Annotated in this window: 26 protein-coding genes and 1 riboswitch; of the genes, 14 read left to right on the top strand and 12 right to left on the bottom strand. The window is 72.5% G+C overall.

Features of this window, described 5'->3' with window-relative positions:
* Positions 1 to 90: 90 nt before the first annotated feature.
* Both ABZS61_RS14660 and ABZS61_RS14655 read left to right on the top strand, forming a co-directional pair.
* Entirely contained in the window at positions 91 to 1,191 is a 1,101-nt protein-coding gene (locus ABZS61_RS14660; protein ID WP_356419614.1) for an amidohydrolase family protein, read from the top strand.
* 334 nt (positions 1,192 to 1,525) lie between these two features.
* The gene (locus ABZS61_RS14655; protein ID WP_356419611.1) at positions 1,526 to 2,638 is read left to right on the top strand and encodes an SCO1860 family LAETG-anchored protein; all 1,113 of its coding nucleotides are present in this window, start codon (positions 1,526 to 1,528) and stop codon (positions 2,636 to 2,638) included.
* Between the two features lie 74 nt (positions 2,639 to 2,712).
* Here the strand turns inward: ABZS61_RS14655 and cobC are convergent, their stop codons facing one another.
* On the bottom strand, positions 2,713 to 4,233 hold the full coding sequence (cobC, locus tag ABZS61_RS14650; RefSeq protein WP_356419609.1) for an Rv2231c family pyridoxal phosphate-dependent protein CobC: 1,521 nt from the start codon (positions 4,231 to 4,233) through the stop codon (positions 2,713 to 2,715).
* A 78-nt stretch (positions 4,234 to 4,311) separates the two neighbouring features.
* Between cobC and ABZS61_RS14645 the strand changes: the two genes are divergently transcribed.
* A complete protein-coding gene (locus ABZS61_RS14645; protein WP_356419606.1) occupies positions 4,312 to 5,034 on the top strand; it encodes a ZIP family metal transporter in 723 nt (240 codons plus the stop codon).
* A 56-nt stretch (positions 5,035 to 5,090) separates the two neighbouring features.
* On the opposite strand, the gene ABZS61_RS14640 is transcribed toward ABZS61_RS14645, so the two are convergent.
* From ABZS61_RS14640 to ABZS61_RS14610, 7 genes are all read right to left on the bottom strand, one after another.
* Positions 5,091 to 6,437 carry a cobyrinate a,c-diamide synthase gene (locus tag ABZS61_RS14640; RefSeq protein ID WP_356419603.1) on the bottom strand — a complete coding sequence of 449 codons (1,347 nt, stop codon included), beginning with the start codon at positions 6,435 to 6,437 and terminating at the stop codon, positions 5,091 to 5,093.
* Entirely contained in the window at positions 6,431 to 7,030 is a 600-nt protein-coding gene (cobO, locus tag ABZS61_RS14635; protein WP_356419600.1) for a cob(I)yrinic acid a,c-diamide adenosyltransferase, read from the bottom strand. Before cobO ends, ABZS61_RS14640 begins: the two co-directional genes overlap by 7 nt.
* Complete coding sequence (locus ABZS61_RS14630) at positions 7,030 to 9,087, bottom strand: putative cobaltochelatase (RefSeq protein ID WP_356419597.1); 2,058 nt, start codon at positions 9,085 to 9,087, stop codon at positions 7,030 to 7,032. Before ABZS61_RS14630 ends, cobO begins: the two co-directional genes overlap by 1 nt.
* Positions 9,084 to 10,724 carry a cobyric acid synthase gene (locus ABZS61_RS14625; protein ID WP_356419594.1) on the bottom strand — a complete coding sequence of 547 codons (1,641 nt, stop codon included), beginning with the start codon at positions 10,722 to 10,724 and terminating at the stop codon, positions 9,084 to 9,086. Before ABZS61_RS14625 ends, ABZS61_RS14630 begins: the two co-directional genes overlap by 4 nt.
* Positions 10,721 to 11,668: a cobalamin biosynthesis protein gene (locus ABZS61_RS14620; RefSeq protein WP_356419592.1), complete on the bottom strand. Its 948-nt coding sequence runs from the start codon at positions 11,666 to 11,668 to the stop codon at positions 10,721 to 10,723. The genes ABZS61_RS14625 and ABZS61_RS14620 overlap by 4 nt, the downstream gene beginning before the upstream one ends.
* A gap of 129 nt (positions 11,669 to 11,797) precedes the next feature.
* Positions 11,798 to 11,925, bottom strand: a riboswitch (cobalamin riboswitch).
* Positions 11,926 to 12,088: 163 nt separating this feature from the next.
* Complete coding sequence (locus tag ABZS61_RS14615; RefSeq protein ID WP_356419589.1) at positions 12,089 to 12,310, bottom strand: hypothetical protein; 222 nt, start codon at positions 12,308 to 12,310, stop codon at positions 12,089 to 12,091.
* Between the two features lie 12 nt (positions 12,311 to 12,322).
* Positions 12,323 to 13,585 carry an inorganic phosphate transporter gene (locus ABZS61_RS14610; RefSeq protein WP_356419586.1) on the bottom strand — a complete coding sequence of 421 codons (1,263 nt, stop codon included), beginning with the start codon at positions 13,583 to 13,585 and terminating at the stop codon, positions 12,323 to 12,325.
* A gap of 305 nt (positions 13,586 to 13,890) precedes the next feature.
* Here ABZS61_RS14610 and ABZS61_RS14605 point away from each other — a divergent pair, with 305 nt between their 5' ends.
* From ABZS61_RS14605 to ABZS61_RS14595, 3 genes are all read left to right on the top strand, one after another.
* The gene (locus tag ABZS61_RS14605) at positions 13,891 to 14,550 is read left to right on the top strand and encodes a class II aldolase/adducin family protein (RefSeq protein WP_356419583.1); all 660 of its coding nucleotides are present in this window, start codon (positions 13,891 to 13,893) and stop codon (positions 14,548 to 14,550) included.
* 68 nt (positions 14,551 to 14,618) lie between these two features.
* On the top strand, positions 14,619 to 15,749 hold the full coding sequence (locus ABZS61_RS14600) for an alpha/beta hydrolase (protein ID WP_356419580.1): 1,131 nt from the start codon (positions 14,619 to 14,621) through the stop codon (positions 15,747 to 15,749).
* A 184-nt stretch (positions 15,750 to 15,933) separates the two neighbouring features.
* Positions 15,934 to 17,241 (top strand): hypothetical protein, encoded by a 1,308-nt coding sequence (locus tag ABZS61_RS14595; RefSeq protein WP_356420269.1) that lies wholly within the window; start codon positions 15,934 to 15,936, stop codon positions 17,239 to 17,241.
* Between the two features lie 30 nt (positions 17,242 to 17,271).
* Here ABZS61_RS14595 and ABZS61_RS14590 read toward each other — a convergent pair whose 3' ends face one another.
* Both ABZS61_RS14590 and ABZS61_RS14585 read right to left on the bottom strand, forming a co-directional pair.
* Positions 17,272 to 17,682, bottom strand: coding sequence for a VOC family protein (locus ABZS61_RS14590; protein WP_356419577.1), 411 nt, complete (start codon positions 17,680 to 17,682; stop codon positions 17,272 to 17,274).
* A 98-nt stretch (positions 17,683 to 17,780) separates the two neighbouring features.
* Positions 17,781 to 18,668 (bottom strand): neutral zinc metallopeptidase, encoded by an 888-nt coding sequence (locus ABZS61_RS14585; RefSeq protein WP_356419574.1) that lies wholly within the window; start codon positions 18,666 to 18,668, stop codon positions 17,781 to 17,783.
* Between the two features lie 255 nt (positions 18,669 to 18,923).
* On the opposite strand from ABZS61_RS14585, the gene ABZS61_RS14580 reads away from it, so the two are divergent.
* The 3 genes from ABZS61_RS14580 (at position 18,924) to ABZS61_RS14570 (ending at position 22,051) form a co-directional block, all read left to right on the top strand.
* Positions 18,924 to 20,522 carry an ABC-F family ATP-binding cassette domain-containing protein gene (locus tag ABZS61_RS14580; RefSeq protein ID WP_356419571.1) on the top strand — a complete coding sequence of 533 codons (1,599 nt, stop codon included), beginning with the start codon at positions 18,924 to 18,926 and terminating at the stop codon, positions 20,520 to 20,522.
* A gap of 365 nt (positions 20,523 to 20,887) precedes the next feature.
* Positions 20,888 to 21,109 carry a helix-turn-helix domain-containing protein gene (locus ABZS61_RS14575; RefSeq protein ID WP_018518904.1) on the top strand — a complete coding sequence of 74 codons (222 nt, stop codon included), beginning with the start codon at positions 20,888 to 20,890 and terminating at the stop codon, positions 21,107 to 21,109.
* Between the two features lie 150 nt (positions 21,110 to 21,259).
* The gene (locus tag ABZS61_RS14570; RefSeq protein ID WP_356419568.1) at positions 21,260 to 22,051 is read left to right on the top strand and encodes an enoyl-CoA hydratase/isomerase family protein; all 792 of its coding nucleotides are present in this window, start codon (positions 21,260 to 21,262) and stop codon (positions 22,049 to 22,051) included.
* Positions 22,052 to 22,090: 39 nt separating this feature from the next.
* Here the strand turns inward: ABZS61_RS14570 and ABZS61_RS14565 are convergent, their stop codons facing one another.
* Positions 22,091 to 22,786: a hypothetical protein gene (locus ABZS61_RS14565; protein WP_356419565.1), complete on the bottom strand. Its 696-nt coding sequence runs from the start codon at positions 22,784 to 22,786 to the stop codon at positions 22,091 to 22,093.
* Between the two features lie 94 nt (positions 22,787 to 22,880).
* Here ABZS61_RS14565 and ABZS61_RS14560 point away from each other — a divergent pair, with 94 nt between their 5' ends.
* From ABZS61_RS14560 to amaP, 5 genes are read left to right on the top strand one after another with little or no spacing between them, the layout of a single operon-like run.
* On the top strand, positions 22,881 to 23,372 hold the full coding sequence (locus ABZS61_RS14560; RefSeq protein WP_356419562.1) for an Asp23/Gls24 family envelope stress response protein: 492 nt from the start codon (positions 22,881 to 22,883) through the stop codon (positions 23,370 to 23,372).
* Positions 23,373 to 23,408: 36 nt separating this feature from the next.
* Entirely contained in the window at positions 23,409 to 23,600 is a 192-nt protein-coding gene (locus ABZS61_RS14555; protein WP_329212455.1) for a hypothetical protein, read from the top strand.
* Positions 23,597 to 23,950 (top strand): hypothetical protein, encoded by a 354-nt coding sequence (locus tag ABZS61_RS14550; RefSeq protein WP_356419558.1) that lies wholly within the window; start codon positions 23,597 to 23,599, stop codon positions 23,948 to 23,950. Before ABZS61_RS14555 ends, ABZS61_RS14550 begins: the two co-directional genes overlap by 4 nt.
* Complete coding sequence (locus ABZS61_RS14545) at positions 23,947 to 24,633, top strand: DUF6286 domain-containing protein (RefSeq protein WP_356419555.1); 687 nt, start codon at positions 23,947 to 23,949, stop codon at positions 24,631 to 24,633. Before ABZS61_RS14550 ends, ABZS61_RS14545 begins: the two co-directional genes overlap by 4 nt.
* Positions 24,634 to 24,638: 5 nt before the next feature.
* On the top strand, positions 24,639 to 25,217 hold the full coding sequence (amaP, locus tag ABZS61_RS14540) for an alkaline shock response membrane anchor protein AmaP (protein WP_356419552.1): 579 nt from the start codon (positions 24,639 to 24,641) through the stop codon (positions 25,215 to 25,217).
* Between the two features lie 22 nt (positions 25,218 to 25,239).
* Here amaP and ABZS61_RS14535 read toward each other — a convergent pair whose 3' ends face one another.
* Positions 25,240 to 25,995 (bottom strand): SDR family oxidoreductase, encoded by a 756-nt coding sequence (locus tag ABZS61_RS14535; RefSeq protein ID WP_356419550.1) that lies wholly within the window; start codon positions 25,993 to 25,995, stop codon positions 25,240 to 25,242.
* Between the last annotated feature and the right edge of the window lies 1 nt (position 25,996).

The raw sequence follows: 25,996 nt of genomic DNA, 5'->3' as shown, positions 1-25,996 counted from the left end.
TTCGGATCGGTCCAGCTGCGGTCAGCGCTTGCGTCGAGGGTACCCAGCGCCTCGTGAAGAGCCTGGTCCACCGCCTCGTACAGTGCTGGTATGAGTGATCACGAGGTGGCGCCGGTGCTGCGGATCAAGGGGCGGGTCCTCGTCGGCCCCGACGACGTCAGGGACGGTCTCTGGGCCGTCGACGGGCGGATCACCTACGAGCGGCCGCCCGGCGCGGACGACGCGGTGACCGTCACCGGCTGGGCCCTGCCCGGTCTCGTCGACGCGCACTGCCATGTCGGCCTCGACCGCCACGGCCCCGTGGACGCGGCGACCAGCGAGAAGCAGGCCCTGAGCGACCGGGAGGCCGGCACGCTGCTCATCCGGGACGCCGGATCACCCTCCGACACCCGGTGGATCGACGGCCGTGAGGACCTGCCGAAGATCATCAGGGCGGGCCGTCACATCGCCAGGACCCGCCGGTACATCAGGAACTACGCCCATGAGATCGAGCCCGGCGACCTGGTCGCGTACGTCGCGCGGGAGGCGAGGCGCGGGGACGGCTGGGTGAAGCTGGTCGGCGACTGGATCGACCGCGACGCCGGCGATCTGACCGCCTGCTGGCCGCGCGCCGAGGTCGAGGCCGCCATCGCCGAGGCGCACCGCCTGGGGGCCAGGGTCACGGCCCACTGTTTCGCCGAGGCGGCCCTGCGTGACCTGGTCGAAGCCGGGATCGACTGCATCGAGCACGCGACGGGGCTGACCGAGGACACCATCCCGCTCTTCGCGGAGCGCGGCGTCGCGATCGTCCCGACGCTGGTCAACATCGCCACGTTCCCCGACCTCGCGGCGGGCGGCGAGGCCAAGTTCCCCCAGTGGTCCGCACACATGCGGGAACTGTACGAGCGCCGTTACGACACCGTGCGCTCGGCGTACGACGCGGGCATCCCGGTCTTCGTCGGCACGGACGCGGGCGGTTCGCTGGCCCACGGGCTGGTGGCGGCGGAGGTCGCCGAACTGGTGAAGGCGGGCATCCCGCCCCTCGAAGCCCTCTCGGCGACGTCCTGGGGCGCCCGGAAGTGGCTCGGCCGGCCGGTGCTGGAGGAGGGCGCTCCGGCGGACCTGGTGGTGTACGACGAGGACCCGCGGGCGGACGTGCGCGTGCTGGCGGACCCGCGGCGGGTGGTGCTCAACGGGCGGGTGGTCGGCTGACCCGGCGGGTCGTCGGCCGACCTGGCGGGGGAGGCGCCGGGTTGACCGGCAGTGACCCGGCAGCCGCCCACTCGTTGAAGCACTTCATTGCGTCCCCCGGTCGCTCGATGACCGCGCCGCCCGCGCTGGGCGAAACGAGTGACTCCGGGGAACTCCTGTGCCGGAATATTCGAAGGTGCAGGCGAAAACCCCCCTTTGGAGTGAACTGACGCCAGGTGTCTGTGTGTTCACCCTCTGTGCGTAAAGATTCACGGAGTCGAGGCCCTCGGCGCACGCGATGTCCCCCATTGACGGCGCCGGAGGGCTCCATGTCTCTTGTGGGGGTTCCACCATTTTGAACAGCAACACCTTCCGCCTGGCTGCCCTGGCCGTCGCCGCCGCGCCCGTCGCACTGCTGGTCGCCGTCCCCGCGCAGGCCGCCACCGGAACGGCGCCGGCCCACCCGGCCGACGGCCGCGGAAAGGCGAGCGCGGTCGTCCTCCGTGCCGCACTCGACGTCTCGCTCCTGAACAAGTCGGTCGAGGTGCCGCTCAAGGCCACGCTGAACGAGGTGCAGGCACCCGCGAGTGCCGAGAAGACCGCACTCAGCGTGGAGCTCGACGGAGCGGAGCGGGGGCGCCCCGTCCATGTGCTGAAGGCCGACGTGGCCACCGCGAACGCAACCGTCGACAAGCACAAGGCAGAGGGCTACACCAACCTCGTGAAGGCCCGGGTGCACGTGCCCGGACTGCCGCTGCTCTCGCTCATCGAAGTCGAGAAGGTCACCTCGAAGGCGCTCTGCGAGGTGGGGAAGAAGCCGGTCGCGGAGTCGAACGTACTGGGACACGTCTCGGTGCTCGGCAAGCGGATCAGGCTGACCTCGGGCGGTCGGACGCAGGTCGAGGTGCCGGGCGTCGGCGAGGTGACCCTCGACCTGTCGAGGACCAGCACCACCTCACGTACAGCCGCCGCGACAGCGCTTCAGCTGCGGGTGTCCGTGAACCCGGGCAAGCTCAACGTGGCCGACGTGCAGGGAGAGATCACCCTGGCCGAGGCCACGTGCAGGACGCCGAAGGGTGACGGCGGCTCGGGGGACGGCGGCGCCAGTGACGGCGGGTCGGACAACGGCGGTTCGAGCAACGGTGGTTCGGACAGCGGTGGTTCGGACAGCGGTGGTTCGAGCAGCGGTGGTTCGCAGGACGGCGGTTCCACCGCCGGCTCCTCCGGCAGCGGCGGCTCGACCGGCGGATCCGGTGACACCGGCAGCACCGGCAGCACGGGCGGCAAGGGCGATGCCGTCGACGTGAAGCCCCAGACCGGCTCCGACCCGGTCCAGGCGTCCGGCAGCGGCGACCTCGCCGAGACCGGATCCAGCTCCACGACCCCGTACATCGCAGCCGGTTCGGCCCTCCTGCTGGCGGCCGGCGCCGGTGCCACGGTCATCGCCCGCAGGCGCGCCCGGAGCTGACCCACCCGAGGGGGACGCGGGGGCGGGAAACGGTGTTCGTGTGACGGAGCACCGCTTCCCGCCCCGTAGGTCCGTCAGCCGGCCGCTCTCCGGGGCAGCCCCTGCAGAGCCAGGTCGAGCGCCTGGAGGAACCTGTTGGTCGTCACACGGTCGCGTACGGCCAGCCGCAGCCAGTCGCTGCCCAGCCCGGGGAACGTGTCACCGCGCCGCGCGGCGAACCCCCGTGAACGCAGCCGCTCCCTCACCTCGTCCGCGCGGTCCACCTGCAGGAGAACGAACGGCCCCGCCGCCGGCTCCACCACCTGCACCTCGCTGAACTCCGCCAGCCCGGCCAGCAGATGCGCCCGGTCCACCACGACGCGGTCCGCCGCATCGGCCGCCTCCACCAGCGCACGCGGCTCCATGCAGGCTTCCGCCGCCGCCAGGGCGGGGGAGGACACCGGCCACAGCGGCTGTGCCTCCTGCAGCAGAGCGAGTGTCGCCGGATCCGCGACCGCATAGCCGATCCGCAGCCCCGCAAGACCCCAGGTCTTGGTCAGGCTCCGCAGCACGACGAGCCCGGGAACGTCCTCCCGCCCGCACAGCGCCTCCCGTTCGCCCGGAACGGCGTCCATGAACGCCTCGTCGACCACCAGCGTGCGACCGGGCCGCGCCAGTTGCTCCAGCACACCCGCGGGATGGAGCACGGACGTCGGATTGGTCGGATTGCCCACCACCACCAGATCGGCGTCCTCGGGCACCGCCGACGGATCCAGCCGGAAGCCGTCCTCCGGACGCAGCAGCACCCGCCCGACCTCGTGCCCCGCCGCGCGCAGCGCCGCCTCCGGCTCGGTGAACTGAGGATGCACGACGACCGGCCGCCGGGCAGGCAGCGCCCGGGCGATCAGCACGAAGGCCTCGGCCGCCCCCGCCGTCAGCAGGACACGCTCCTCGGGCAGTCCGTGCCGTGCGGCCACCGCCGCGCGTGCCGGACGGCCGTCCGGATAGGCGGCCAGCGAGCCCAGTGACGCGGCTATCCGCTCCCGCAGCCAGTCCGGAGGCGTACCGGTCCGTACGTTCACGGCGAGGTCGGTCAGATCCAGACCGCGTACTTCCGCGTCACCGTGGTGCCTCAAGTCAGGCCCGGCGCTGTCGATGTGCTTCGTGTGCTTCGTGGGGGGCAGCATGGCAGCCATGGTGAACGGCTCAGCGCCATTCGTCGACGCCGGGGTGCCGACAGAAGGCAGACGGCGCGCCACCGCGCAGGTCGCCGAGGCCGACTTCCGCTTCGGTACGAGGAGTTCATCCGCCCCGACGAGCGCGGCAGCCTCCGCGACCGACGGTGTGCCCACGGCGTCCCGAGGCGCCCCCGAGGGGTTCGGTACGCGGACGGCGGCCAGAACCGCGGCGGGAAACGAGCGCACCGGCACCCCGAGCCGTGCCGCCGCACCGGTGATCCCCGGTTCGTCCGCCCGCGTGTCGAGCGTTGCCACCTCCACCACGTCGGAGGCCGCCGAACCGGCCGCTCCCAGTGCCTCGAGGATCAGCTGGAGAACCTCGTCGGCCGTGACGCCCGGGCGGGCACCGACGCCGACGACGAGCTCGGTGCGGGTCATGGGCGGAGTCCTTCTCGGAGTGGCGGGTTAGGGCTGCCTGGGATGCGGGCCAGGGGGTCGATCGGCTAGCAAGGGCCCATGGCGGTGTTCGTCGCGCTCGGCGCGTTCCTGATGACCCTGGCCGGCGGCTGGGTCGCTCAACGCGTCACCGACCGCCGTCACCTGGTGCTCGGCCTCGCCGGCGGACTGATGCTCGGGGTCGTCGGTCTCGATCTGCTGCCCGAAGCGGTGGAGGCCGCGGGCGGAGCGGTCTTCGGCGTCCCCGCCGCGCTGCTGCTCTTCGTGGGCGGCTTCCTCGTCGCCCATGTCGTGGAGCGTTCACTGGCCGTACGCCAGGCCGCACATGGTGCGAGCGAGGAAAGGGTGCCGCAGGTCGGGATGACGGCCGCGGCCGCGATGGTGGGCCACAGCCTGATGGACGGCATCGCGCTCGGGGCCGCCTTCCAGATCGGCGGAGGCATGGGAGCCGCCGTCGCCCTCGCCGTCATCACCCATGACTTCGCCGACGGATTCAACACCTACACGATCGCCAGCCTCTACGGGAACGCCCGCCGCAAGGCCCTCCTGATGCTGTACGCGGACGCCCTGGCCCCGATCGTGGGCGCGGCCACCACCCTGCTGTTCACCCTTCCGGAGGAACTGCTCGGCTGCTATCTCGGTTTCTTCGGCGGGGCACTCCTCTACCTCGCAGCCGCCGAGATCCTGCCCGAGGCGCACCACGACCACCCGGCCCGCTCCACGCTGCTGTGCACCGTCGCGGGAGTGGGCTTCATCTGGCTGGTCGTCGGCATCGCGGAGTAGCCTCGCCGTGCCGCTCGGCCGGTCGTCGGCATCGCGGAGCAGCCCCGCCGTGCCGCTCATGCCCGGCAGTGCTCCACGAACCGCCTGGCCACCCCGGGTGACGCCGCCCAGTGTGTATGCAGATAGCTCGCGTGCACCCCCTGCTGGACGAAGCCCTCCACCCGCCGTTCCGGCTGGTGCATGCCCCAGGCGGGGGTGGCACCGGCGCCCGGTTCCAGCACCGTTCGGTGGAACTCGTGCCCGCGCAGCCGGGTCCCCGCCGCCGCCAGCGCACTGTCGGACACCGCGACCGCCTGCCGGTAGCCGAGCGTCAGCCGCTCGGACATCCGGGCCGAGGCGTCCAGCACCCCGCACATCGGACGCCCGTCCAGCTCACGCGCCAGATACAGCAGCCCCGCGCACTCCGCCGCCACCGGGGCGCCGGAGAGGGCCAGTTCGGTCACCGACCTGCGCAGCGGCTCGTTCGCCGACAGCTCCGGCGCGTACATCTCGGGGAAGCCGCCACCGATGACCAGCCCCGCCGTCCCCGCGGGCAGCTTCTCGTCGCGCAACGGGTCGAAGACCACGACGTCCGCTCCGGCGGCCGCCAGCAGCTCGGCATGTTCCGCGTACGCGAACGTGAACGCGGCCCCGCCCGCCACGGCCACCACCGGCCGCACCCCCTCGACGGAGTGCCGTTCCGGCTCCCACACCTCGTCGGGCAGCGCGGGCGCCGAACGGGCGAGCGCCAGCAGGGCGTCCAGGTCGCAGCCCGCCCGTACCCGCTCCGCCATCGCCCCCACCGCGTCGACGGCCTCGGTCTGCCGTTCCGCGACCGGAACCAGACCCAGATGGCGTGAAGGCGTCACCACCTGCGGTGCCCGCCGCAGCGCCCCCAGCACCGGCAGGCCCGTCTCCTCGAGCGCCTCCCGCAGGAGGGCCTCGTGCCGGTCGGACGCCACCTTGTTGAGGATGACCCCGCCGATCCGCACCTCCGGGTCCCAGGAGGCGAAACCGTGCACGAGGGCAGCGACCGAACGGGACTGCGACGAGGCGTCGACGACCAGGACGACGGGAGCCCGGAGCAGCTTCGACACCTGGGCCGTGGAGGCGAGTTCCCCCTGTCCCGAAGCGCCGTCGTACAGCCCCATCACGCCCTCGACGACCGCCAGGTCGGCACCGGCGGCACCGTGTGCGAACAGCGGGGCGATCAGCTCCGTACCGCACATGTACGCATCCAGGTTGCGCCCCGGACGGCCGGTGGCCAGCGCGTGGTACCCCGGGTCGATGTAGTCCGGGCCCACCTTGTGCGGGGACACGGCGAGGCCGCGGCCCGCGTAGGCCGCCATCAGGCCCGTGGCGACCGTCGTCTTGCCGCTGTTGGAGGCCGGCGCGGCAATGACCAGACGAGGAACACTCACCACTCGATGCCCCTCTGGCCCTTCTGGCCGGCGTCCATCGGGTGCTTGACCTTCGACATGTCGGTCACCAGATCGGCGGCCTCGATCAGCTTCCCGGGAGCGTTGCGCCCGGTGATCACGACATGCTGCGTCCCCGGACGGTCGCGCATCACCTCGACGACCTCGTCGGTGTCGATCCAGCCCCAGTGCATCGGATAGGCGAACTCGTCCAGCACGTACAGCTTGTACGTCTCAGCCGCCAGGTCGCGCTTGACCTGCTCCCAGCCCTCGCGGGCCTTCTCCTCGTTGTCCAGCTGATTGTCGCGCTGGACCCACGACCAGCCCTCGCCCATCTTGTGCCAGTCGACGGTGCCGCCTTCGCCGCTCGCCCCCAGCACCTTCAGCGCGTTCTCCTCGCCGACCTTCCACTTCGCCGATTTCACGAACTGGAACACCCCGATCGGCCAGCCCTGGTTCCAGGCCCGCAGCGCGAGCCCGAAGGCCGCCGTCGACTTGCCCTTGCCGATGCCCGTGTGGACGAAGAGGAGCGGACGATTGCGCCGCTGACGTGTCGTCAGCCCGTCGTCCGGCACCGATGCAGGCTGTCCCTGTGGCATTACGCGGCCCTCCCGGCTGCTTGTACGTCCTTGACGAGCCCGGCGATCGAGTCGGCGCGCAGCTCGTCGAGCGTGACCGCGCCGCCCCCGAGATCCCGGGCGAGCTGTGCGGCGAGCCCGAGGCGTACGAACCCCGACTCGCAGTCCACGACGACGGACGCCGTGCCCTCGGCGGCATGCAGCCGGCCGGCCCGCGCCGCCAGTGCCACCGGGTCCGGACCACCGGTCGCCCGGCCGTCCGTCACCACGACGAGCAGCGGCCGCCGGGACGGGTCGCGCATCCGCTCCACCCGCAGGACGTCGTGCGCCCTCAGCAGCCCCGCGGCCAGCGGGGTACGCCCGCCGGTCGGCAGCGACTCCAGCCGCGCCGCCGCCGCGTCCACCGACGAGGTGGGCGGCAGTACGACCTCGGCGTCCTTGCCGCGGAACGTCACCAGGCCGACCTTGTCCCGCCGTTGATAGGCGTCCAGCAGCAGCGACATCACGGCGCCCTTCACAGCGCTCATCCGCTGCCGGGCCGCCATCGACCCCGAGGCGTCCACCACGAACAGCACCAGGTTCCCCTCGCGCCCCTCCCGCGTCGCCTGCCGCAGATCGTCACGCCGTACGACGAGCCCCCGGCCGGACCGCCCGCGCGCCCGCTGGTGCGGCGCCGCCGCCTGCATGGTCGCCGCGAGGTGCAGCTTCGTCAGCGCCCCCTGGGGCCGCCGAGCCCCCGTCGTCCGCCCGTGCTCGGTACGCGCCCGGGACCGCCGACCCGCCGCGCCCTCGCCGAGACCGGGCACGCTGAGCATCTTCGTGCGGAACGGCTCCGAGGCGCGTACCGGCTGCTGCTCCCCGCCGCCGGCGGGCGCGGGCGCCTCGGGACCGCCGGTCTTGGGGCTGCTCCCCTCCCCGGGACCGCTCTCCGCTCCCGGACCGCTCTCCGCTCCCGGACCGCTCTCCGTGCCCGGACCGCCGTCCGCGTCGGGACCGCCGCCCTGAGGGGGCAGCCCGCCGCCACCGGGCCCGTCGGGATCCGGATCGTCGTCGCCCCCGTCCGCGTCGTCCGCCGCGTCCCTGAGGGTGTCGTCCAGCTTGTCCTCGTCCAGGCCGGGTGCGTCGAAGGGGTTCCGCCGCCGCCGGTGGGGGAGCGCCAGGAGTGCGGCCTGCCGCACGTCCTCGGCGGTGACCTCGTCGCGCCCCGCCCACGCGGCCAGCGCCGTGGCGGTGCGCGCCATGACGATGTCGGCACGCATGCCGTCCACCTCGAAGGCCGCGCACGTCGCCGCGATCTGCCGCAACACACCGTCCCCGAGCACCACTTCGGGCAACAGGACACGCGCGGCGGCGATCCGTGCCCGCAACGCGCCCTCCTCCTGCGCCCACCGGGCGGCGAACCCGTCCGGATCGTCGTCGTACGCGAGCCTTCGCCGCACGACCTCGACCCGCTGATCGGTGTCGCGGGAGGCAGCCACCTCGACGGTCAGCCCGAAGCGGTCGAGCAACTGCGGGCGCAGCTCGCCCTCTTCGGGGTTCATCGTCCCGACCAGCAGGAACCGCGCCGCATGCCGGACGGAGACGCCCTCGCGCTCGACGTACGAGGCGCCCATGGCCGCCGCGTCGAGCAGCAGGTCCACCAGGTGGTCATGGAGCAGGTTGACCTCGTCCACGTACAGGATCCCGCGGTGCGCGTCGGCGAGGAGCCCCGGCTCGAAGGCCTTGACCCCCTCCGAGAGCGCCCGCTCGATGTCCAGCGCACCCACGAGCCGGTCCTCGGACGCGCCGACGGGCAGCTCCACCGTCCGCGCGGCACGCGACACGCCGGTCCCGGCCTCGTGCGGCCCGTCGGGACACGCCGGGTCGGGCGCGACCGGATCGCAGGAGAACCGGCACCCGGAGACCACGGACACCTCCGGCATGAGCGCGGCGAGCGCCCGCACGGCGGTGGACTTGGCGGTGCCCTTCTCGCCCCGCACGAGAACACCGCCGACGGCCGGACTGACGGCGTTCAGCAACAGACCGAGCCGCAGATCGTCCTGCCCGACGATGGCGGTGAAGGGATACGGGGTACTCACGGTGCCTCCTCGGTCGCGTACACAACTGGTCCAGCCACATCAGGCGTTCGCTCCGCGTTCCGGGGGAGGGAACCGGGCCCGTCCGGCGGTCGAGGGGCGGAGGCCGCGTTACGGGATGTCCGCGGCGCCCCCGGCGGCACGAACGGCAGCCCCGCAGGCGCCCCCTCCTCGATCAGCCGCCACAACGCATCCGTGTCCGCGTGCTCCTCGATCAGGTCCCCCAGCCGGTCCAGCTGTTCCTCCCGAAGCTCCGAGAAGCTCGTGTCCGGAGCCGCCACGAACCGCCGCCCGGCGGCCCGGGCCACCTCCGCCAGGAACCGCCGCCTGAACGCGTCGCTCTCCAGCGACCCGTGCCAGTGCGTCCCCCACACGGCGCCCACCCGGCACCCGTCCAGGAACGGCTCGCCGCCGCGCACATCGGCGACCCCGTGATGGATCTCGTACCCCTCCACGGGCTCCCCGAGCGCCGACCCGACAGGCCGGCGCAGCACCTTCTCCCGGCCGAACCGGATCCGCACCGGCAGCAGCCCCAGCCCCTCGACCAGGCCCGCCCGCGACTCCACCTCGTCCTCGATGGACTCACCCAGCACCTGGAAACCGCCGCAGATCCCCAGCACCGGCAACCCCTCGGCCGCCCGCCGCAGCAACGCGCCGGCCAGCCCCCGCTCGCGCAGCCACGCCAGCGCCTTCACCGTGCCGCGCGTACCGGGCACGATCACCAGGTCCGCGTCGGCCAGCTCCTCGGCCCGGTCCACGAACCGCACCACCACACCCGGCTCGGCCGCCAGCGCGTCCACATCGGTGAAGTTCGACATCAGCGGCACGGCGCACACCGCGACCCGCAGGACGTCCTGGCCGTGCGGCGGTGCGACGACCGACTCCCGCACGGCGCCGCGCATCGACACCCGCAGCCCGTCCTCCTCGTCGATACCGAGGCCGTGGGCGAACGGCAGCACCCCGTACGTACGGCGCCCGGTGAGCTCGTGCAGCATGTCCAGGCCGGGCTCCAGCAGCGACACATCGCCGCGGAACTTGTTGACGAGGTACCCGGCGACCAGCGCCTGGTCCTCGGCGCTCAGCAGCGCCGTCGTACCGAAGAACGAAGCGAACACCCCGCCCCGGTCGATGTCCCCGACGACCAGCACCGGGAAGCGAGCCGCCCGCGCGATGCCCATGTTCACGATGTCCGTGCGCCGCAGATTGATCTCGGCCGGACTGCCCGCCCCCTCGCAGATCACGGCGTCATACGTGCCCCGGAGCTGCTCCAGACAGTCCACGACCGTCCCCAGCAGCGATTCCTGGCGCCCGCCGTGGTAGCCGCGCGCACTCATCTCGCCGACCGGCTTCCCCATCAGGACCACCTGACTGGAGCGGTCACCACCGGGCTTGAGCAGCACCGGGTTCATCAGCACGCTCGGCTCCACCCGGGCGGCCTGCGCCTGCATCGCCTGGGCACGGCCGATCTCCGCACCCTCGTGGGTGACGAACGAGTTCAGCGACATGTTCTGCGCCTTGAACGGTGCGACCTTCACCCCCTGGCGCACCAGCCACCGGCAGATCCCCGCCGTGACGACGCTCTTGCCCGCGTCCGAGGTGGTTCCCGCGACCAGCAGCCCGCCGCCCTGTCCGCCGCTCATGCCCGACCCTTCCGTCCTGCGGCCAGCCGCGCGGCCGCACACACGCCGAGGGCCAGCACACTCACCCGGCGCGACAGCCGCACCGCGCGTTCGATATCAGTGACCCGCACGTCCCGGCCGGTCTCCCCGTTGAGTACGGGCCGGTGCTCGACCCGGCCGCCGTACGCGAGAGTCCCGCCGAGGCGCACGCCGAGCGCACCCGCGAACGAGGCCTCCACCGGGCCCGCGTTGGGGCTCGGGTGCTTTCCCGCGTCGGCCCGCCAGGCCCGTACCGCCTCGCGCGGACGGCCACCGGCGGCCACGGCGAGCACCGCGGTGAGGCGGGCCCCGGGCCAGCCGGCGAGGTCGTCGAGACGGGCCGAGGCCCAGCCGTAGCGGCGGTGGCGCGGCGACCTGTGGCCGACCATGGCGTCGAGTGTGTTGACGGCCCGGAACGCGACGAGGCCCGGGACACCGCCGATGGCGCCCCACACCAGAGCGCCGACGACGGCGTCGGAGGTGTTCTCGGCGACGGACTCCACCACCGCGCGGGCGATCTGCGGTCCGTCGAGGGACTGGGGGTCACGGCCGCAGAGGTGCGGCAGCCGCTCCCGGGCCACCTCGACGTCACCGGCGGCGAGCGCACCGCCGATGGCGCGGGCCTCCCGGCCCAGCGACGTACCGCCGACGACGGACCAGGTGGCGGCGGCGGTCAGGGCCACGGCCGCGGCGGGACGGTCGCGTACGGCACGGGCGGCCAGCGCGGCGGCGCCCGTGGCGCCCCCGGCGCAGACGAGTGCGTGCAGGGCGCCCCAGCCGCGGTGGTCGCGCCACAGCCGGCTCTCGACGCCTGCCGCGGCCTGCCCGAAGGCGGCGACGGGGTGGCCCCGCCGGGGGTCACCGAGCAGCAGGTCGCCGATCAGACCGGCGGTGGCGCCGTACGCGAAGATGCGGTCGGCTCGCACGGTTCAGCCGGCCGTCGCGCCTCGAAGGACCTTCGGAGCGGGTGACACAGGGACCGACGCACGGCAGCCAGGCATGGCAGATGTCCTTAACTCAGGGTCCGCGCCCTGGTTCGACGTGACCGGCGACGAGAGTCTCCTGGCTTCCGGATCCGCAGTTCCCCCGGCCTTCCAGTCCGTGGTGGACCGTGACTTCCGTGTGGGGGCCTGCTCCCCGGTGACAGTGGCGGGACCGCGCCGGATTCGCACCGGCTTCCTCTCCTGTCGCCGTAAATGGCACCGGCAGTCCACCACGCCCCGTGAACGCCCGTCAACCTGCCGTTGACCTGCGGGAGTGCAGTGTGCGCAGACGCACATCGGGCCGGACACACCCGTGGTGTGTCCGGCCCGATGCGAGGAGACGGCGGCGCCGCGCCGGGGTGCTCAGACGACGATCAGATAGATCCCGTAGGCGACCGCCGCCGCGCACAGCCCGAAACAGGCGTACGCGCCGGTGCGCGCCAGCGTGAGGGATCCGCCGGACTGAACCGCCGAGGCCTGCTTGGCGAGGCCGATGATGCCGAGAGTGAAGAGGCCGACCAGTGCGACGGTGACCACGAGGCTGACGCCGAAGACGGAGGCGAGAGCTGCCCAGTCGATGTTCATACGGATCTGTCCTTACACCGTGGCCGGTCGGGCCGGGTCGGCCGGGGTTCCGGCCGTCGGGGCCGGGGCCGGGATGGTGGTCTTGAGGTCCGGGACGCCGGAGCCGATGGGCGGCGGGCTGACGGCCGCGATGGCGGTGGTGACGACGCCCGCGGGCTCGGCGTCCGTCTCGTTGACGTTGGTGTGGTCGACCGGCTTGCGGCGCGACAGCAGCCAGATGGCACCGGAGCCCGCGACGAGGAGAACGGCGACCACGCCGACACCCCAGGGGCCCTGTTTGGTGAGGAACTCCGCGCCCGCGCCGACCAGGCCGGCGGCCGGCAGGGTCAGGCCCCAGGCGATGAACATGCGGGTGGCCGTGGACCAGCGGACCACGCCTCCCTTGCGTCCGAGACCGGCGCCCATCACGGCACCGGAGCAGGACTGGGTGGTGGAGAGGGAGAAGCCGAGGTGCGAGGAGGCCAGGATGACCGTGGCCGCACTGGTCTGGGCGGCGAAGCCCTGCGGCGGCCTGAGGTCGGTGAGGCCGCTGCCCATGGTGCGGATGATGCGCCAGCCGCCGAGGTAGGTGCCCAGTGCGATGGCGATACCGGCGGAGGCGATGACCCAGACCGGCGGGTTGGAGCCGGGGGCGAGCACGCCACCGGTGACCAGGGCCAGGGTGATGATGCCCATCGTCTTCTGGGCGTCGTTGGTGCCGTGGGCGAGGGAGACGAGACCGGCCGAGGCGATCTGTCCGGCCCGGTAGCCCTTGGCGGTCGACTTCAGCTGCGCCTCGTCGGTGATCTTCCGGTTGAGGCGGTACGTCAGCTTCGTGGCCAGTAGTGCGGCCAGACCTGCCACGAGGGGGGCCGCGATCGCGGGCAGGAGGACCTTCGTGACGACGGTGCCGCCGTTGATCGAGGACCAGCCGGCCGACATGACCGCGGCGCCGATGAGGCCGCCGAAGAGCGCGTGGGAGGAACTGGAGGGCAGGCCGACCAGCCAGGTCAGCAGATTCCACAGGATGGCGCCGACGAGCGCCGCGAAGATGACCTCGGTTCTGAGGCCGTTCTCATTGATGATCCCGCCGGAGATCGTCTTGGCGACCTCCACCGACAGGAACGCGCCGACGAGGTTGAGAACGGCGGACATGGCCACCGCTGTCTTGGGCTTGAGGGCGCCGGTCGAGATGGTGGTGGCCATCGCGTTGGCGGTGTCGTGGAAACCGTTCGTGAAATCGAACACGAGAGCTGTCACGATCACGATCGCGAGCAGCAGCGTGATGTGTTCCATTTACCCAGGCAATCGTTCGACGTCAGTGGCTGTAGGAACGTAAGCAACCTGGATGAACGGAAGATGAACTGGGCAGGGCGTTGTGGTGACTCCAAGCGCGAGCAGCCATTCCGCTTGTGTGCGCCCAGGGTGGCCGCACCGGCCCGCGCCGGTGCGGCAACCGGCCTTCGCCGGGTTCCGGTGCGCACCTGGTGTGCCGCATTTGCCCCTTTGGGATGACATCGGTCACGTGACCCTCGACGGCTCCGCCCGACAGGCCACGGCGGAGCCGGAGTGATACGAACGGATGACCCTAGGATCGCCCCATGAGCGATCAGCACCAGGACGCGATCGAGCGGGCATGGGACGGCGTCGTCGCGACGGCCCGCAGGACTGCCGCGGACGGGCTGGTCGTCGGCACCTCGGGCAACGTGTCGGCGCGGGTCGGCGGAGTCGTCCTGGTCACCCCCAGCGGAGTGCCCTACGACCGGCTGGGCCCCGCAGACGCGGTCGGCGTCGACCTCGAAGGGCGTCAGGTCCTCGGCGGCATGACCCCGACGAGCGAGCTCCCCCTCCACCTGGCCGTCTACAACAACAGCGGCGCCGCCGCCGTCGTGCACACCCACGCGGTCCACGCCACGGCCGTCTCCACCCTCGTCGACGAGGTCCCGCTGGTGCACTACGCCGCCGCCATGCTCGGCGGCCCCGTCCGCACCGCCGCCTACGCCCGGTACGGGACGCCGGAGCTCGCCGGGAACATGCTCACCGCACTGCGCGACCGCACCGGCTGCCTGCTCCGGAACCACGGGACGGTCACCTACGGGGACACCCTCGACGAGGCCTACGACCGCACCGCCCAGCTCGAATGGATGTGCAGGCTCTGGCTCACCGCGAGCTCCGTGCCCGGCCACCATCCCTCCCTGCTCTCCCGCGCCCAGCTGCGCGACGTACAGGAAGCCCTGAAGGGGTACGGCCAGCCGGGCTGAGCCCGGCGACGGCACCGGACGGCCCCCTCCCACTGGCAGCCCGCGCCGCAGCCCAGGACACTGGAGCCGTGCGCCCGGCAACAGCGACGGCAGCAGCCGTCTCCACGATCCTCGGCGTCGGAGCGGCAGCGGTCGCGGCCGGCCGCTACGCCAGCGACGCCGCCCTCGGGGCCCCGTCGCCACGCCCCTTCCCCGGAGACCGCAGACTCACCGTGCACGCCACGGCGCCCGGGCAGGTCACTCTGACCCGTTCCTTCGCCGCGCTGCGCCCCGGCACGTACGGACTGGTGGGCCGCGACGTCCGCGCGATCGTCGGCCCGGTCCTCGAGCAGGCACCGCACGGCTCCGCCGACACCGTCGTGCGCAGGCTGGAACGCGTCACCCGGGGCAGCCTGGAACCGGGTGCCAAGGTCCGCCTCACCCCCGAGCTCCACAGCGGCGACCCGCTCGGCGCACTCGGCCTCGCGTACAAGGAGATCGAGATCCCCGGCGAGCTGGGCGCCCTGCCCGCGTGGTTCCTCCCCGGCGCCCGCGACACCTGGGTGATCACCGTGCACGGCCTCGGAACCACCCGCGAACACCCCCTGAACGTGACGGGATTCCTGCAGGAGCAGCAGTTCCCGGTGCTCGGCCTCGCCTACCGCGGTGACGCCGGCGCACCCCGCTCGCCGGACGGGCTCGGCCACCTCGGCGAGTCCGAGTGGCGCGACCTGGACGCCGCCATCCGGTACGCCGTGCGCTACGGGGCCGAACGCGTCGTCGTCCACGGCTGGTCCACCGGCGCCTCCATGGCCCTGCACACCGCCGTCAACTCCGCACTCCGCGACCGCATCAGCGGCCTCGTCCTGGACTCCCCGGTCCTGGACTGGAAGGTCACGCTCCGTGCCCTGGCCGCCGCCCACGGCATCCCCGCCGCGCTCCTGCCCCTTGCCGTCCGGGCAGCCCAGGGCCAGACCGGACTGCGCGGGGCCCCGCTCCTGGACACGGTCGTACCGACCGCCCTGCACGCCCCCACGCTGATCTTCCACGGCCCCGACGACACCCTGGCGCCCTGGCAACCGTCCCGGGAACTGGCCGCACGACGCCCCGACCTGGTCACCCTGCACCCTGTGACGCAGGCTCCGCATGCGGCGATGTGGAATGCCGGTCCGGCACGGTACGAAGAGGCCCTCAGACGCTTCCTCACGCCCCTGATGTGAGCTGATGTGATGGAACGGCCCGGTTGGTGACCGGGCCCGAAACCTTCCCGTACCCATGGGATCCGGCTTCCGTTTGGGCTTTCGGGCCGTCAGAGGCAAGACTGCTCCCGTGACGTCCCGTACCCCGCGCGACTCCAGGCTGCGACTTGTCCGCCCGCGACCCCTTGCCACCGCCCGCAAGGCCGTGACCACCCGGCGCACCAGGCCGGCCCCCCGCCCACCCGAGGGCACACCGCCCCCTGCGGAACTGGCACGCCAGGCCAGGGCCGTGCTCGCCCATGCCGTCCGGATCGCCCACTGGGCCGCCGACGCGACGGGTCCGGGGGCGGCCCCGCTCGCCACCCAGGCCCTGGAACAGGCCGCGGCGGCGCTGGAACTGTCCCCCGCCCAGATACAGACCGGCTGGGACCGGGCCAGGCTGGCCGGGCTGATCGAACTCCACGGCGACACCGCGCGCCCCGGCTGGAGGCTGCGTGCCTGGGACCGGGACGACTCCGCCGTGCTCCGCGGCTGGGTGGCGCTCTTCGACGCCTGGTCGCTCGTCCACGCCGCACCCGAAGGCATCGAGGCCACCGCCGTCGCCGAAGCCGTCGAGGCGGTGCCCCAGGTGCTCTCGCTCCTGCAGCTCTCCGCCGGCCCCGTCACCGTGCCGGCCCTCCTCGACCTCCTCGGCCAGCGCGTCGCGGAACTCCACGAGGAGCGGTGCGAGGTGCCGTACGGGCTGCCGCAGCAGCCCGTTCCCGGCAGCCCCGCGACCGGGCAGCCCGAGGACCTGAACGCGCTCCTGCTCGACTGGGCCCTGGAGGGCCTCGCCGCCGTCGGCGCGCTGACGCTCGGAGCCGGACAGGCCACGCTCACCCCCCTCGGCAACTGGGCGGTATGGGTCAAGCTGGAACAGATCTGCGTCGCCGCCCAGAGCCCGGCCGGGAACATCGAGCAGTCCGCCGCCGACATGCTGCTCGGCTGCGCCCGGCTCACCCCCGGGCCTGCCCGCATCGAGTACCGGGCCTGGCTCGCCGCCCGGACCGTCGGCAGCGCGGTGACCGAACTGCTCGCCGTCGCCCGCGGCGAGGACGCCCTGCTGCGCGGTCTCGCCTTCGAGGCGCTGCGTGTCGTCGGTGCTCCCGCGGAGCCCGTGGTGCGCACCGTCGTCAGCGAACCGCCGCTGCGTCCGTACGCCCTGCTCTGGCTCGCCGAGTACGAGGGTGCCGACCCGGACGACGCCCAGGACGTCCTCAGCCGTGAGGAAGCCACCTGGCTCTGGATCGACACCGCCGCCGCGGTCGCGGATCACGGCGAGACCGGACTCCTGGTCCGGCACCTCGACTCCGCCGTCCAGGGCACGGTCCCGGCCCTGCTCGACGAGGTCCGTGCGGTCGGACACCCGCGCACCGTGCAGGTACTGGTCGCCCTGGCCGCCGCCCACCCCGACCCGGCCCTCGCCAAGGCCGTACGCCGGGCGGCCTTCCAGGTGCACACCGGCGGAGTCTGAGCACGGATCGCGGAACCCCGGGGGAGGCGGTCAGCCCGCCGACCCCGGGGCGTACGTCCCGAAGCTCCAGACATTGCCCTCCGCGTCCCGCGCCATGTAGTCACGCGAGCCGTAGTCCTGGTCGGTGGGCGGCATCAGGATCTCCACGCCGTGCTCCACGGCCCGCGCGTGGTGCTCGTCCACCTCGTCCACGACGACGTACACCCCCGCGGGTCCCGCCCCCGTCATCGCCTTGGCGAACACGCCTTCGCCCCCCTTGGAGCCGAGCATCACCCTGCCGTTGCCGCAGGACAGCTCGGCGTGCAGGACGCTGCCGTCCTTCCCCTCGTACACCGCTTCCTGAGTGAAACCCAGGGCCTGGGTCAGCGTCCTGATCGCCGCCTTCGCGTCGTCGTACAGCACCGTCGGGTAGATCGTCGGTGCACCGCCCGCGCCTGCCATCGCGCTCACCCTCTTCCAGCCGTTCCCACCGGTTCGCTGTGATCTGTGTCTCAGTCTTCCACCGGGCACCGGCAGTGCGCCCCCGCAGGGGCGGTGGTTCAGCGGAAGGTGTTGCAGCGGCTCGGGTCCCCGGTACGGAATCCGGTGGTGAACCACTGCCGGCGCTGCTCCGACGAGCCGTGCGTCCAGGACTCCGGGTTCACGCTCCCCTGGAACCTCTCCTGGATGCGGTCGTCGCCGACCGCCGCCGCGGCGTCCAGGCCGTCACGGATGTCCGCCTCCGTCAGCTCGGTGATCAGGGGGCGCCCCGACTCGGCGGGAGTGGTGGTCGCGTGGTTCGCCCACACCCCGGCGTAGCAGTCCGCCTGCAGCTCCACCTTCACGGAATTGCTGTCGGCGCCCTGCCGCCCGTCCTGTGCCCTGCTGAGCGTGCCCAGCTGGTTCTGCACGTGGTGGCCGTACTCGTGAGCGACGACGTACGCCTCGGCGAACGGCCCGCCGCTCGATCCGAACGTCGTGCGCAGTTCGTCGAAGAACCCCAGGTCCAGATAGACCTGCCGGTCACCCGGGCAGTAGAACGGCCCGACCGCCGAGGTGGCCGACCCGCACGCGGTGCCGATCCGGTCGCTGAACAGGACGGTCCGCGCCGGCGTGTACGTCTCGCCGCTCCGGGCGAATTCCTGGCGCCAGTAGTCCTGCACGCTGTTGACCACCGCCACGGCCCGGCAGTCGTCCTTGGTGTTCGCGTCCTCGCCCGTCCGGCAGCTCTGCTGGACCTGGGCGGCTGACGACGCGGCCGCCGTCGTGTCGGGGTCGCCCGAGGAGAGTCCGAGCTGGTCCGGGCCGACGCCGAAGAAGAGCCCCAGGACCAGCGCGATGATGCCGACGATGCCGCCGCCCATGGTGGCCCTGCCGCCCGGGATCCGGCTGCCGCGCACATCCCGGACCTCGGATGTGTCCAGGTCGGCGTCGTCGTCGAACTGCATGGGCGCACCACCCTCTGCTCCGGCTGCGGCACGGCACCCTTGCCGTCCTGCGCCGAGTATCGGACAGTTCGGTAGGGGATGCCCTTTTGTGTGACGCGCCGTGCTCGCGGGGTGGCAGGCCGGAAGCACGCGGAAAAGCAGGTGGACACCGCCAGTAGAATGAGCTCCATGGCAATTCTCCTTGTGCATTAGACGGCGTCGAGTCGTGAGTCCGTTACCGTCCCTCCGCCGTCCATACCGCCCTGGAGTTTTTCCGTGATCACCGCTTCCGGCATCGAGCTGCGCGCCGGCGCCCGCATCCTCATCGAGTCCGCCTCCTTCCGTATCGCCAAGGGCGACCGCATCGGTCTGGTCGGCCGCAACGGAGCGGGCAAGACCACCCTCACCAAGTGCCTCGCCGGTGAGGGAACCCCGGCGGGCGGCACCATCACGCGCTCCGGCGAGGTCGGCTACCTCCCGCAGGACCCGCGCACCGGTGACCTCGAGGTCCTGGCCCGCGACCGCATCCTGTCCGCCCGCGGACTCGACGCGATCCTGCGCAAGATGCGGGAGAACGAGGAGCGGATGGCGAACGGCCAGGGCGCCACCCGCGAGAAGGCGATGAAGAAGTACGAGCGCCTGGAGACGGAGTTCCTCACCAAGGGCGGATACGCCGCCGAGGCCGAGGCCGCCACCATCGCCGCCGCGCTCAGCCTGCCCGACCGGGTGCTCGGCCAGCCCCTGCACACGCTCTCCGGTGGTCAGCGCCGCCGTGTCGAGCTGGCCCGCATCCTGTTCTCGGACGCCGACACCCTGCTCCTCGACGAGCCCACCAACCACCTGGACGCGGACTCGATCGTCTGGCTGCGCGACTACCTCAAGACCTACCGCGGCGGCTTCATCGTGATCTCCCACGATGTCGAGCTCGTCGAGACGGTGGTCAACAAGGTCTTCTACCTCGACGCCAACCGCGCGCAGATCGACGTCTACAACATGGGCTGGAAGCTCTACCAGCAGCAGCGCGAGGCGGACGAGAAGCGCCGCAAGCGCGAGCGCCAGAACGCCGAGAAGAAGGCCGCGACACTCAACGCGCAGGCCGACAAGATGCGCGCCAAGGCCACCAAGACCGTCGCCGCGCAGAACATGGCCAAGCGCGCCGACCGGCTGCTCTCGGGCCTGGAGGCCGTCCGGGTCTCCGACAAGGTCGCCAAGCTGCGCTTCCCCGACCCGTCGCCGTGCGGCAAGACCCCGCTGATGGCGGAGGGCCTCTCCAAGTCGTACGGGTCGCTCGAGATCTTCACCGACGTCGACCTCGCCATCGACAAGGGCTCCCGCGTCGTCATCCTCGGCCTCAACGGTGCGGGCAAGACCACGCTGCTGCGCCTCCTCGGCGGTGCCGAGAAGCCCGACACCGGCGACATCATCGAGGGGCACGGGCTCAAGCTCGGCTACTACGCCCAGGAGCACGAGACCCTCGACCCGGACCGCACCGTCCTGGAGAACATGCGCTCCGCGGCGCCCGACCTCGACCTCGTCGCGGTCCGCAAGACGCTCGGCTCCTTCCTCTTCTCCGGCGACGACGTCGACAAGCCCGCGGGAGTGCTCTCCGGCGGTGAGAAGACCCGGCTCGCCCTGGCGACCCTGGTCGTCTCGTCCGCCAACGTGCTGCTCCTGGACGAGCCGACGAACAACCTCGACCCGGCCAGCCGCGAGGAGATCCTCGGCGCGCTGCGCACGTACAAGGGCGCGGTCGTGCTCGTCACCCACGACGAGGGCGCCGTCGAGGCGCTCCAGCCGGAGCGGATCATCCTGCTGCCCGACGGGGTCGAGGACCTCTGGGGTGCGGACTACCGCGACCTGGTGGCCCTGGCCTGATCCCGGGGGCCGGGCCTTCGGGCCCGATCCCGCCGCGATGGTGGCGATCCACTGCGTCTGGATCATTCGGCCTACGTGTGATCCATCATCTGGGTGAGCGGGTCTCGTACCCCGGCGCGGCGCCCGGCAGATGCCTGCCAGGGGCACCCATTTGGGGCGACTCACCCCGTACGGCCCTGACCTGGCCGTTCTTCCGGACAGCCGCCCCGTGGGCCTCCACAACCCCTCGGAATGCTGGATTCCACTTGTGTCTCCCCGCTTCAGGACCCGGAAACCGGTCGGACGGACCTTGCCGAATGGGTGGCCAGGAAGCCCAGGAGGGGTGATCATGAGAGTCCAGAGCGCACTTCCTTGAGGAGGCACGGGTGGCCGAGACTCTGAAGAAGGGCAGCCGGGTAACCGGCGCCGCGCGCGACAAGCTCGCGGCAGACCTGAAGAAGAAGTACGACTCCGGTGCGAGCATCCGGGCGCTGGCCGAGGAAACCGGCCGCTCCTACGGGTTCGTCCACCGGATGCTCAGCGAGTCCGGAGTGACGCTGCGGGGACGCGGCGGAGCGACACGAGGCAAGAAGGCCGCTACGGCCTGACGGCGGGCAGCGGTCCGGGGCAGGCGTGTGCCGACCCCCGGGGCTCACCGGAACACCGGGTGGCCACCCGGCCGATCGTCAGGTCGTCCGGGTGGTTACTGTTCAGTACTTGCCAGTAAGTGCTGACTGCACCCGATCCGGAGGCGCCCCATGACCTCGCTCGACTCTGTGCTCGACAAGGACGGCGTACGGCTCACCGTCGATGACGCGGTTGCCACGGTGACGCTCACCAACCCGGCCAAGCGCAACGCTCAGTCTCCCGCTCTGTGGCGGGCGTTGGCAGAGGCCGGACGGGTACTGCCCGGCAACGTGCGGGTCGTCGTGCTGCGTGGCGAGGGCAAGTCCTTCTCCGCGGGCCTCGACCGGCAGGCGTTCACCCCCGAGGGGTTCGACGGTGAGCCGTCCTTCCTCGACATGGCGCGCGGCTCCGAGGCCGACCTCGACGCGACCATCGCCGAGTACCAGGAAGGGTTCACCTGGTGGCGCCGCAACGACATCGTGTCGATCGCGGCCGTCCAGGGCCACGCGATCGGCGCCGGCTTCCAGCTCGCCCTCGCCTGCGACCTCCGGATCGCCGCCGAGGACGTGCAGTTCGCCATGCGCGAGACCGGCCTCGGTCTCGTCCCCGACCTCACGGGCACCCACCCCCTGGTGAACCTCGTGGGGTACGCCCGCGCGCTCGAGATCTGCGCCACCGGCCGCTTCGTGCACGCCGAGGAGGCCGAGCGCACCGGCCTCGCCAACCTCGTGGTCCCCGCCGACCAACTGGACGCGGCAGCCCGCGACCTGGCCGCAGCACTGCTCGCCGCCCCGCGCGACGCGGTCATCGAGACCAAGGCCCTGCTGAGCGGCGCCGTCTCCCGCACATACGAGGAGCAGCGCACCGCCGAGCGCGCCGCACAGGGCCGCCGACTGCGCGACCTCGCCGGCGTCACCGACTGAACCGCCCGGACCCGGCCCCGCCCCTGCCCGGGGGCGGGGTCAGCCCTGCCCCACCACGGCCGTGACCAGTACGGCGACGGATGGCCGGCCCTCCACGGCACAGGCCACCGCCTCGCGCACGGCCTGCGCCACGTCGAGCGCACGGTGGTCCCCGGCCGTCGCCAGCTCCACCCTGACGTGGCCGTCGCCGGAGTGCACCGCGCCGCCCAGCACCCGCGTCAGCGAGACCACGCCGGGCACCCCGGCGGCCGCGGCACCCGCCACCCCGTCCGGCTCGGCCCTGTGCACCTCGGCCTGCGGAACCGCGGCGGGCTCGGGCTCCGCCTCCAGCAGCTCCGTCACCCGAAGATCCACCTCGGCGACGTCCATGCCCAGTCGTGCGGACGCCGCGATGAGCAACACGGAGCGCAACGCGTCCGCGGTGACGTGCAGCGGACGCTGCGCCGTCGTGGAGAAGTCCGCCTCGATCCGCAACGGCCCCGGCGGCAGCGCGCCGGGCGGAGGAGGCACCACCGGCTCCGGCGCGCTGTCCGCGTCGGAACCGGCGATCCTGAGCCGCCCCAGCACCGCCCCCGAACCGGTCGCGGCCTCCCGCAGAACGGCCGCCGCCGCCCGTTCCGCGATCCAGGCGCCGTCGGCGGGGCCGCCCAGAGGGACCAACCGGCCCAGACCCAGCCGTTGCCGTACCGCAGCGGTCCATCCGTCGGCCCGGTGCGGGCTGTCAGCCGTTGTCATTCCCCCACCCTGCCGCATCCACGGCGCGGGACGGGGAAAGCGCACTTACTGTGGGCGACGGAAGTCCAATCCTGCCCCGAAGGGAAGAGCGGCGATGACCGAGACCCCACAGCGGAACCGGCCCGACAACCCCGGCGGTGTGCCCGGCGGGGACGACGGCAGGAAGAATCCGCTCGCCAAGCGCGGCGGGGGAGCCCCCGCCACCCGCGGCCGCACGACGATCGCCGACGGTGTCGTCGAGAAGATCGCCGGAATGGCCGCGCGCGACGTCGTGGGCGTCCACGCGATGGGCAGCGGCTTCTCCCGGACCTTCGGCGCCGTACGCGACCGGGTCCCGGGCGGAGGCAAGTCCGTGACCCGCGGCGTCAAGGCGGAGGTCGGCGAGTCCCAGACCGCCCTCGACCTGGAGATCGTCGTCGACTACGGCGTATCGATCGCCGACGTGGCCCGCGATGTGCGTGAGAACGTCGTCGCCGCCGTCGAGCGCATGACCGGACTCGAAGTCGTCGAGGTCAACATCGCGGTCAGCGATGTCAAACTGCCCGACGAGGAGGACGAGCCCGAGCCCGAGCCACGTCTGCAGTAGACCTCCCTCCCCCATGAGGCAGTTGAGGAGCGCACGATGAGCATGGCTGTGGCCGGCCTGTTGGCCGGCATGGCGCTCGGTTTCGCCGGATACTTCGGTGGGTTCGGGGCCTTTCTGCTGGTGGCCGCCCTGGGCGCGGTCGGCTTCATCGCCGGCCGGTTCCTGGACGGCGATCTTGAACCCGGCGACTTCTTCCGCAGTCGCGATCGCGGCGACCGGCGACGGTGACGGCGGTGACAGTCCGGGTCGCTGCCGCGGAGCGCGGGGAGACCCGGATCGCCGACCGGGTCGTCGCGAAGATCGCCGCGCAGGCGGCGAAGGAGGCGGTCGACAAGCCGCCCGAGGACGGCGCGCCGCCGAGCGCCACGGTCACCGTGCACCGGGACACCGCCCGGGTGCGGGTCAGCCTCGAGCTCGGATACCCCAGTGATATCGGCCGCCAGTGCGGAGCGGTGCGTCGCCGCGTCACGGAGCGGGTAGAAGCACTGGCGGGCATGGAGGTGCCCGAAGTCGCCGTGCAGGTCGAGCGGCTGCATCCCGCAGGAGCGGGCGCGAAGCCGGAGGGGAGCATCCGATGAGCGAGCCCCAGGACCCGGAGAACAGCACACAGCGCCTGCCCGCCGCGGAGTCCGCGGCACCCACAGGCGTACTCGACATGGACCAGTCCGCGTCGGGCTCCTCCTACGACCCCGTTCCCGGACCCGACCGGCCCGGCGGTCACGTCGGCCGGTTCCGGTCCGAGCGCCGGATCCCCGCCACACTCGTCGGCCTCGTGGTCCTGGGCGGCGCCGGGCTCCTGCTCTACGACATCGCGGCGGTACGGACCGGTCACCCCGCCATGCAGTGGCGGCGCTCGCTCGCCGACGAACTGGCGACCCGTCACCTCGACGACGTCTGGGTGCTGGCAGGCTCCGCGGCGGCAGCGGCCATCGGCCTGTGGCTGCTCTGGCTGGCCGTCACACCCGGACTGCGTGCGCTGCTGCCCATGCGCCGCGACCACCCCGGAATCCGGGCCGCACTCGACCGGAAGGCCGCCGGCCTGGTCCTGCGCGACCGGGCCATGGAGGTGTCCGGCGTGCAGTCCGTACGGGTCAGCACGGGACGCGGCAAGGTGGCCGTGCGCGCCGTGTCGCACTTCCGTGAACTCGACGACGTACGCAACGACCTGGACACCGCGCTGGGAGCGGGAATCAAGGAGTTGGGCCTGACCAGGCCGCCGCGCCTGTCCGTTCACGTCCGCAGGGCGGCGAAGAAGGGGTGAACCGCGTGATCGGAACCGTCAACCGGGTGCTGCTCGTTCTGGCCGGGCTCGTCCTCCTCGTCGTGGGCGGGGCAGTCCTGGCGACCGGGCTCGGTGTGTCCGTGCCGTCCTGGTGGCCCTTCGACGGCAAGGACGATGTGCTGCTCAGCCGGGGCGACCGGTACCGCTGGCGGGACGAGGGCTGGTGGTGGCCGGCCGTCATCGCGGGCCTGGCCGTCCTGGTGGTCCTCGCCCTGTGGTGGCTGCTCGCCCAGCTGCGCCGCGCCCGCCTCGCCGAGGTACTCGTCGACAGCGGCGACGGCCAGGGCGCGCTCCTGCGGGGCAGGGCCCTGGAGGGCGTGCTCGGCAACGAGGCACGCACCCTGGACGGGGTCTCCGAAGCCAAGGTCGTGCTGACCGGCCGGCGCACCGCTCCGCAGGCCCGCGTCCGGTTGCTGCTGGAGCCGCACGCCGCCCCGGACCAGGCTCTGCGAGGTCTCGCCGACGAGGCGCTGGCCCATGCGCGCACCTCGGCGGGCCTGGACGAGCTGCCCGCCGAGGTGCGGCTCAAGGCGGTCAAGCACCGGGCGGAGCGGGTGAGCTGACGGAGCCGTCGGCTCCGGACCGTCAGAAGCCGCGCCGGGCACCGCCGTCGACGGGCACCATGATGCCCGTCAGATACGAGGCGGCAGGGGAGAGCAGGAAGGCCGAGGTCCTCCCGAACTCCTCCGGGGTGCCGTAGCGGCGCAGCGGGATGCGCGCCTCATTCGCCCTGCGGGACGCCTCCGCGTCACCGGACAGGGCGTCCAGCTCGCGCAACCGGTCCGTTTCGATCCGGGACGGCAGCACCCCGACGACCCGGATACCCTGCGGGCCCAGCTCGTCGGCGAGCGACTTGGCGAAGCCGGCGAGGCCGGGGCGCAGGCCGTTGGAGATGGTGAGCCCGGCAATCGGCTCGTGCACCGAAGCGGACAGGACGAAGCCGATGACACCGCCCTCGCCCAGTGCGGCAGCCGCCGTACGGGCCAGCCGCACGGCACCGAGGAAGATCGACTCGAACGCGGTCTGCCACTGATCGTCCGTGTTGTCGGCGGCGAAGCCGGGTGCGGGTCCGCCGACGCTGATGAGGATGCCGTCCAGCCTGCCGAAGCGTTCCTTCGCGGCGTCCACCAGGCGCCGCGCGGCCGTGGGGTCGGCGTTGTCGGCGGCGAGGCCGAGGGCGCCGGGCCCCAGGTCCGCGGCGGCCGCCGCGGCCCCCTTCTCGTCCCGGCCGGTAATGATCACCTTCGCGCCGTCGGTGACCAGCGCCTGCGCGGTCGCACGGCCCAGCCCACGGGTCGCACCCGTGACGATGTAGACGCGGTCCTTCAGTCCTAGATCCATG

It is taken from the genome of Streptomyces sp. NPDC005566, from assembly GCF_040605575.1.
In the GTDB taxonomy this organism is placed as follows: domain Bacteria; phylum Actinomycetota; class Actinomycetes; order Streptomycetales; family Streptomycetaceae; genus Streptomyces.
Note: the sequence above shows the minus strand (reverse complement) of the source record. Positions and strands in the feature narration are given on the sequence as shown.

Excerpts from the sequence above, each read along its gene's own strand:
- ABZS61_RS14605 (WP_356419583.1), top strand. The coding sequence starts at position 13,891 with ATGAGCGATCAGCACCAGGACGCGATCGAGCGGGCATGGGACGGCGTC.
- cobO (WP_356419600.1), bottom strand. The coding sequence starts at position 7,030 with ATGCCACAGGGACAGCCTGCATCGGTGCCGGACGACGGGCTGACGACA.
- ABZS61_RS14545 (WP_356419555.1), top strand. The coding sequence starts at position 23,947 with ATGAGCGAGCCCCAGGACCCGGAGAACAGCACACAGCGCCTGCCCGCC.
- ABZS61_RS14660 (WP_356419614.1), top strand. The coding sequence starts at position 91 with ATGAGTGATCACGAGGTGGCGCCGGTGCTGCGGATCAAGGGGCGGGTC.
- ABZS61_RS14570 (WP_356419568.1), top strand. The coding sequence starts at position 21,260 with ATGACCTCGCTCGACTCTGTGCTCGACAAGGACGGCGTACGGCTCACC.
- cobC (WP_356419609.1), bottom strand. The coding sequence starts at position 4,233 with ATGACCCGCACCGAGCTCGTCGTCGGCGTCGGTGCCCGCCCGGGCGTC.
- ABZS61_RS14610 (WP_356419586.1), bottom strand. The coding sequence starts at position 13,585 with ATGGAACACATCACGCTGCTGCTCGCGATCGTGATCGTGACAGCTCTC.
- ABZS61_RS14555 (WP_329212455.1), top strand. The coding sequence starts at position 23,409 with ATGAGCATGGCTGTGGCCGGCCTGTTGGCCGGCATGGCGCTCGGTTTC.
- ABZS61_RS14645 (WP_356419606.1), top strand. The coding sequence starts at position 4,312 with ATGGCGGTGTTCGTCGCGCTCGGCGCGTTCCTGATGACCCTGGCCGGC.
- ABZS61_RS14625 (WP_356419594.1), bottom strand. The coding sequence starts at position 10,724 with ATGAGCGGCGGACAGGGCGGCGGGCTGCTGGTCGCGGGAACCACCTCG.
- ABZS61_RS14560 (WP_356419562.1), top strand. The coding sequence starts at position 22,881 with ATGACCGAGACCCCACAGCGGAACCGGCCCGACAACCCCGGCGGTGTG.
- ABZS61_RS14615 (WP_356419589.1), bottom strand. The coding sequence starts at position 12,310 with ATGAACATCGACTGGGCAGCTCTCGCCTCCGTCTTCGGCGTCAGCCTC.
- ABZS61_RS14590 (WP_356419577.1), bottom strand. The coding sequence starts at position 17,682 with ATGGCAGGCGCGGGCGGTGCACCGACGATCTACCCGACGGTGCTGTAC.
- ABZS61_RS14585 (WP_356419574.1), bottom strand. The coding sequence starts at position 18,668 with ATGCAGTTCGACGACGACGCCGACCTGGACACATCCGAGGTCCGGGAT.
- ABZS61_RS14535 (WP_356419550.1), bottom strand. The coding sequence starts at position 25,995 with ATGGATCTAGGACTGAAGGACCGCGTCTACATCGTCACGGGTGCGACC.
- ABZS61_RS14565 (WP_356419565.1), bottom strand. The coding sequence starts at position 22,786 with ATGACAACGGCTGACAGCCCGCACCGGGCCGACGGATGGACCGCTGCG.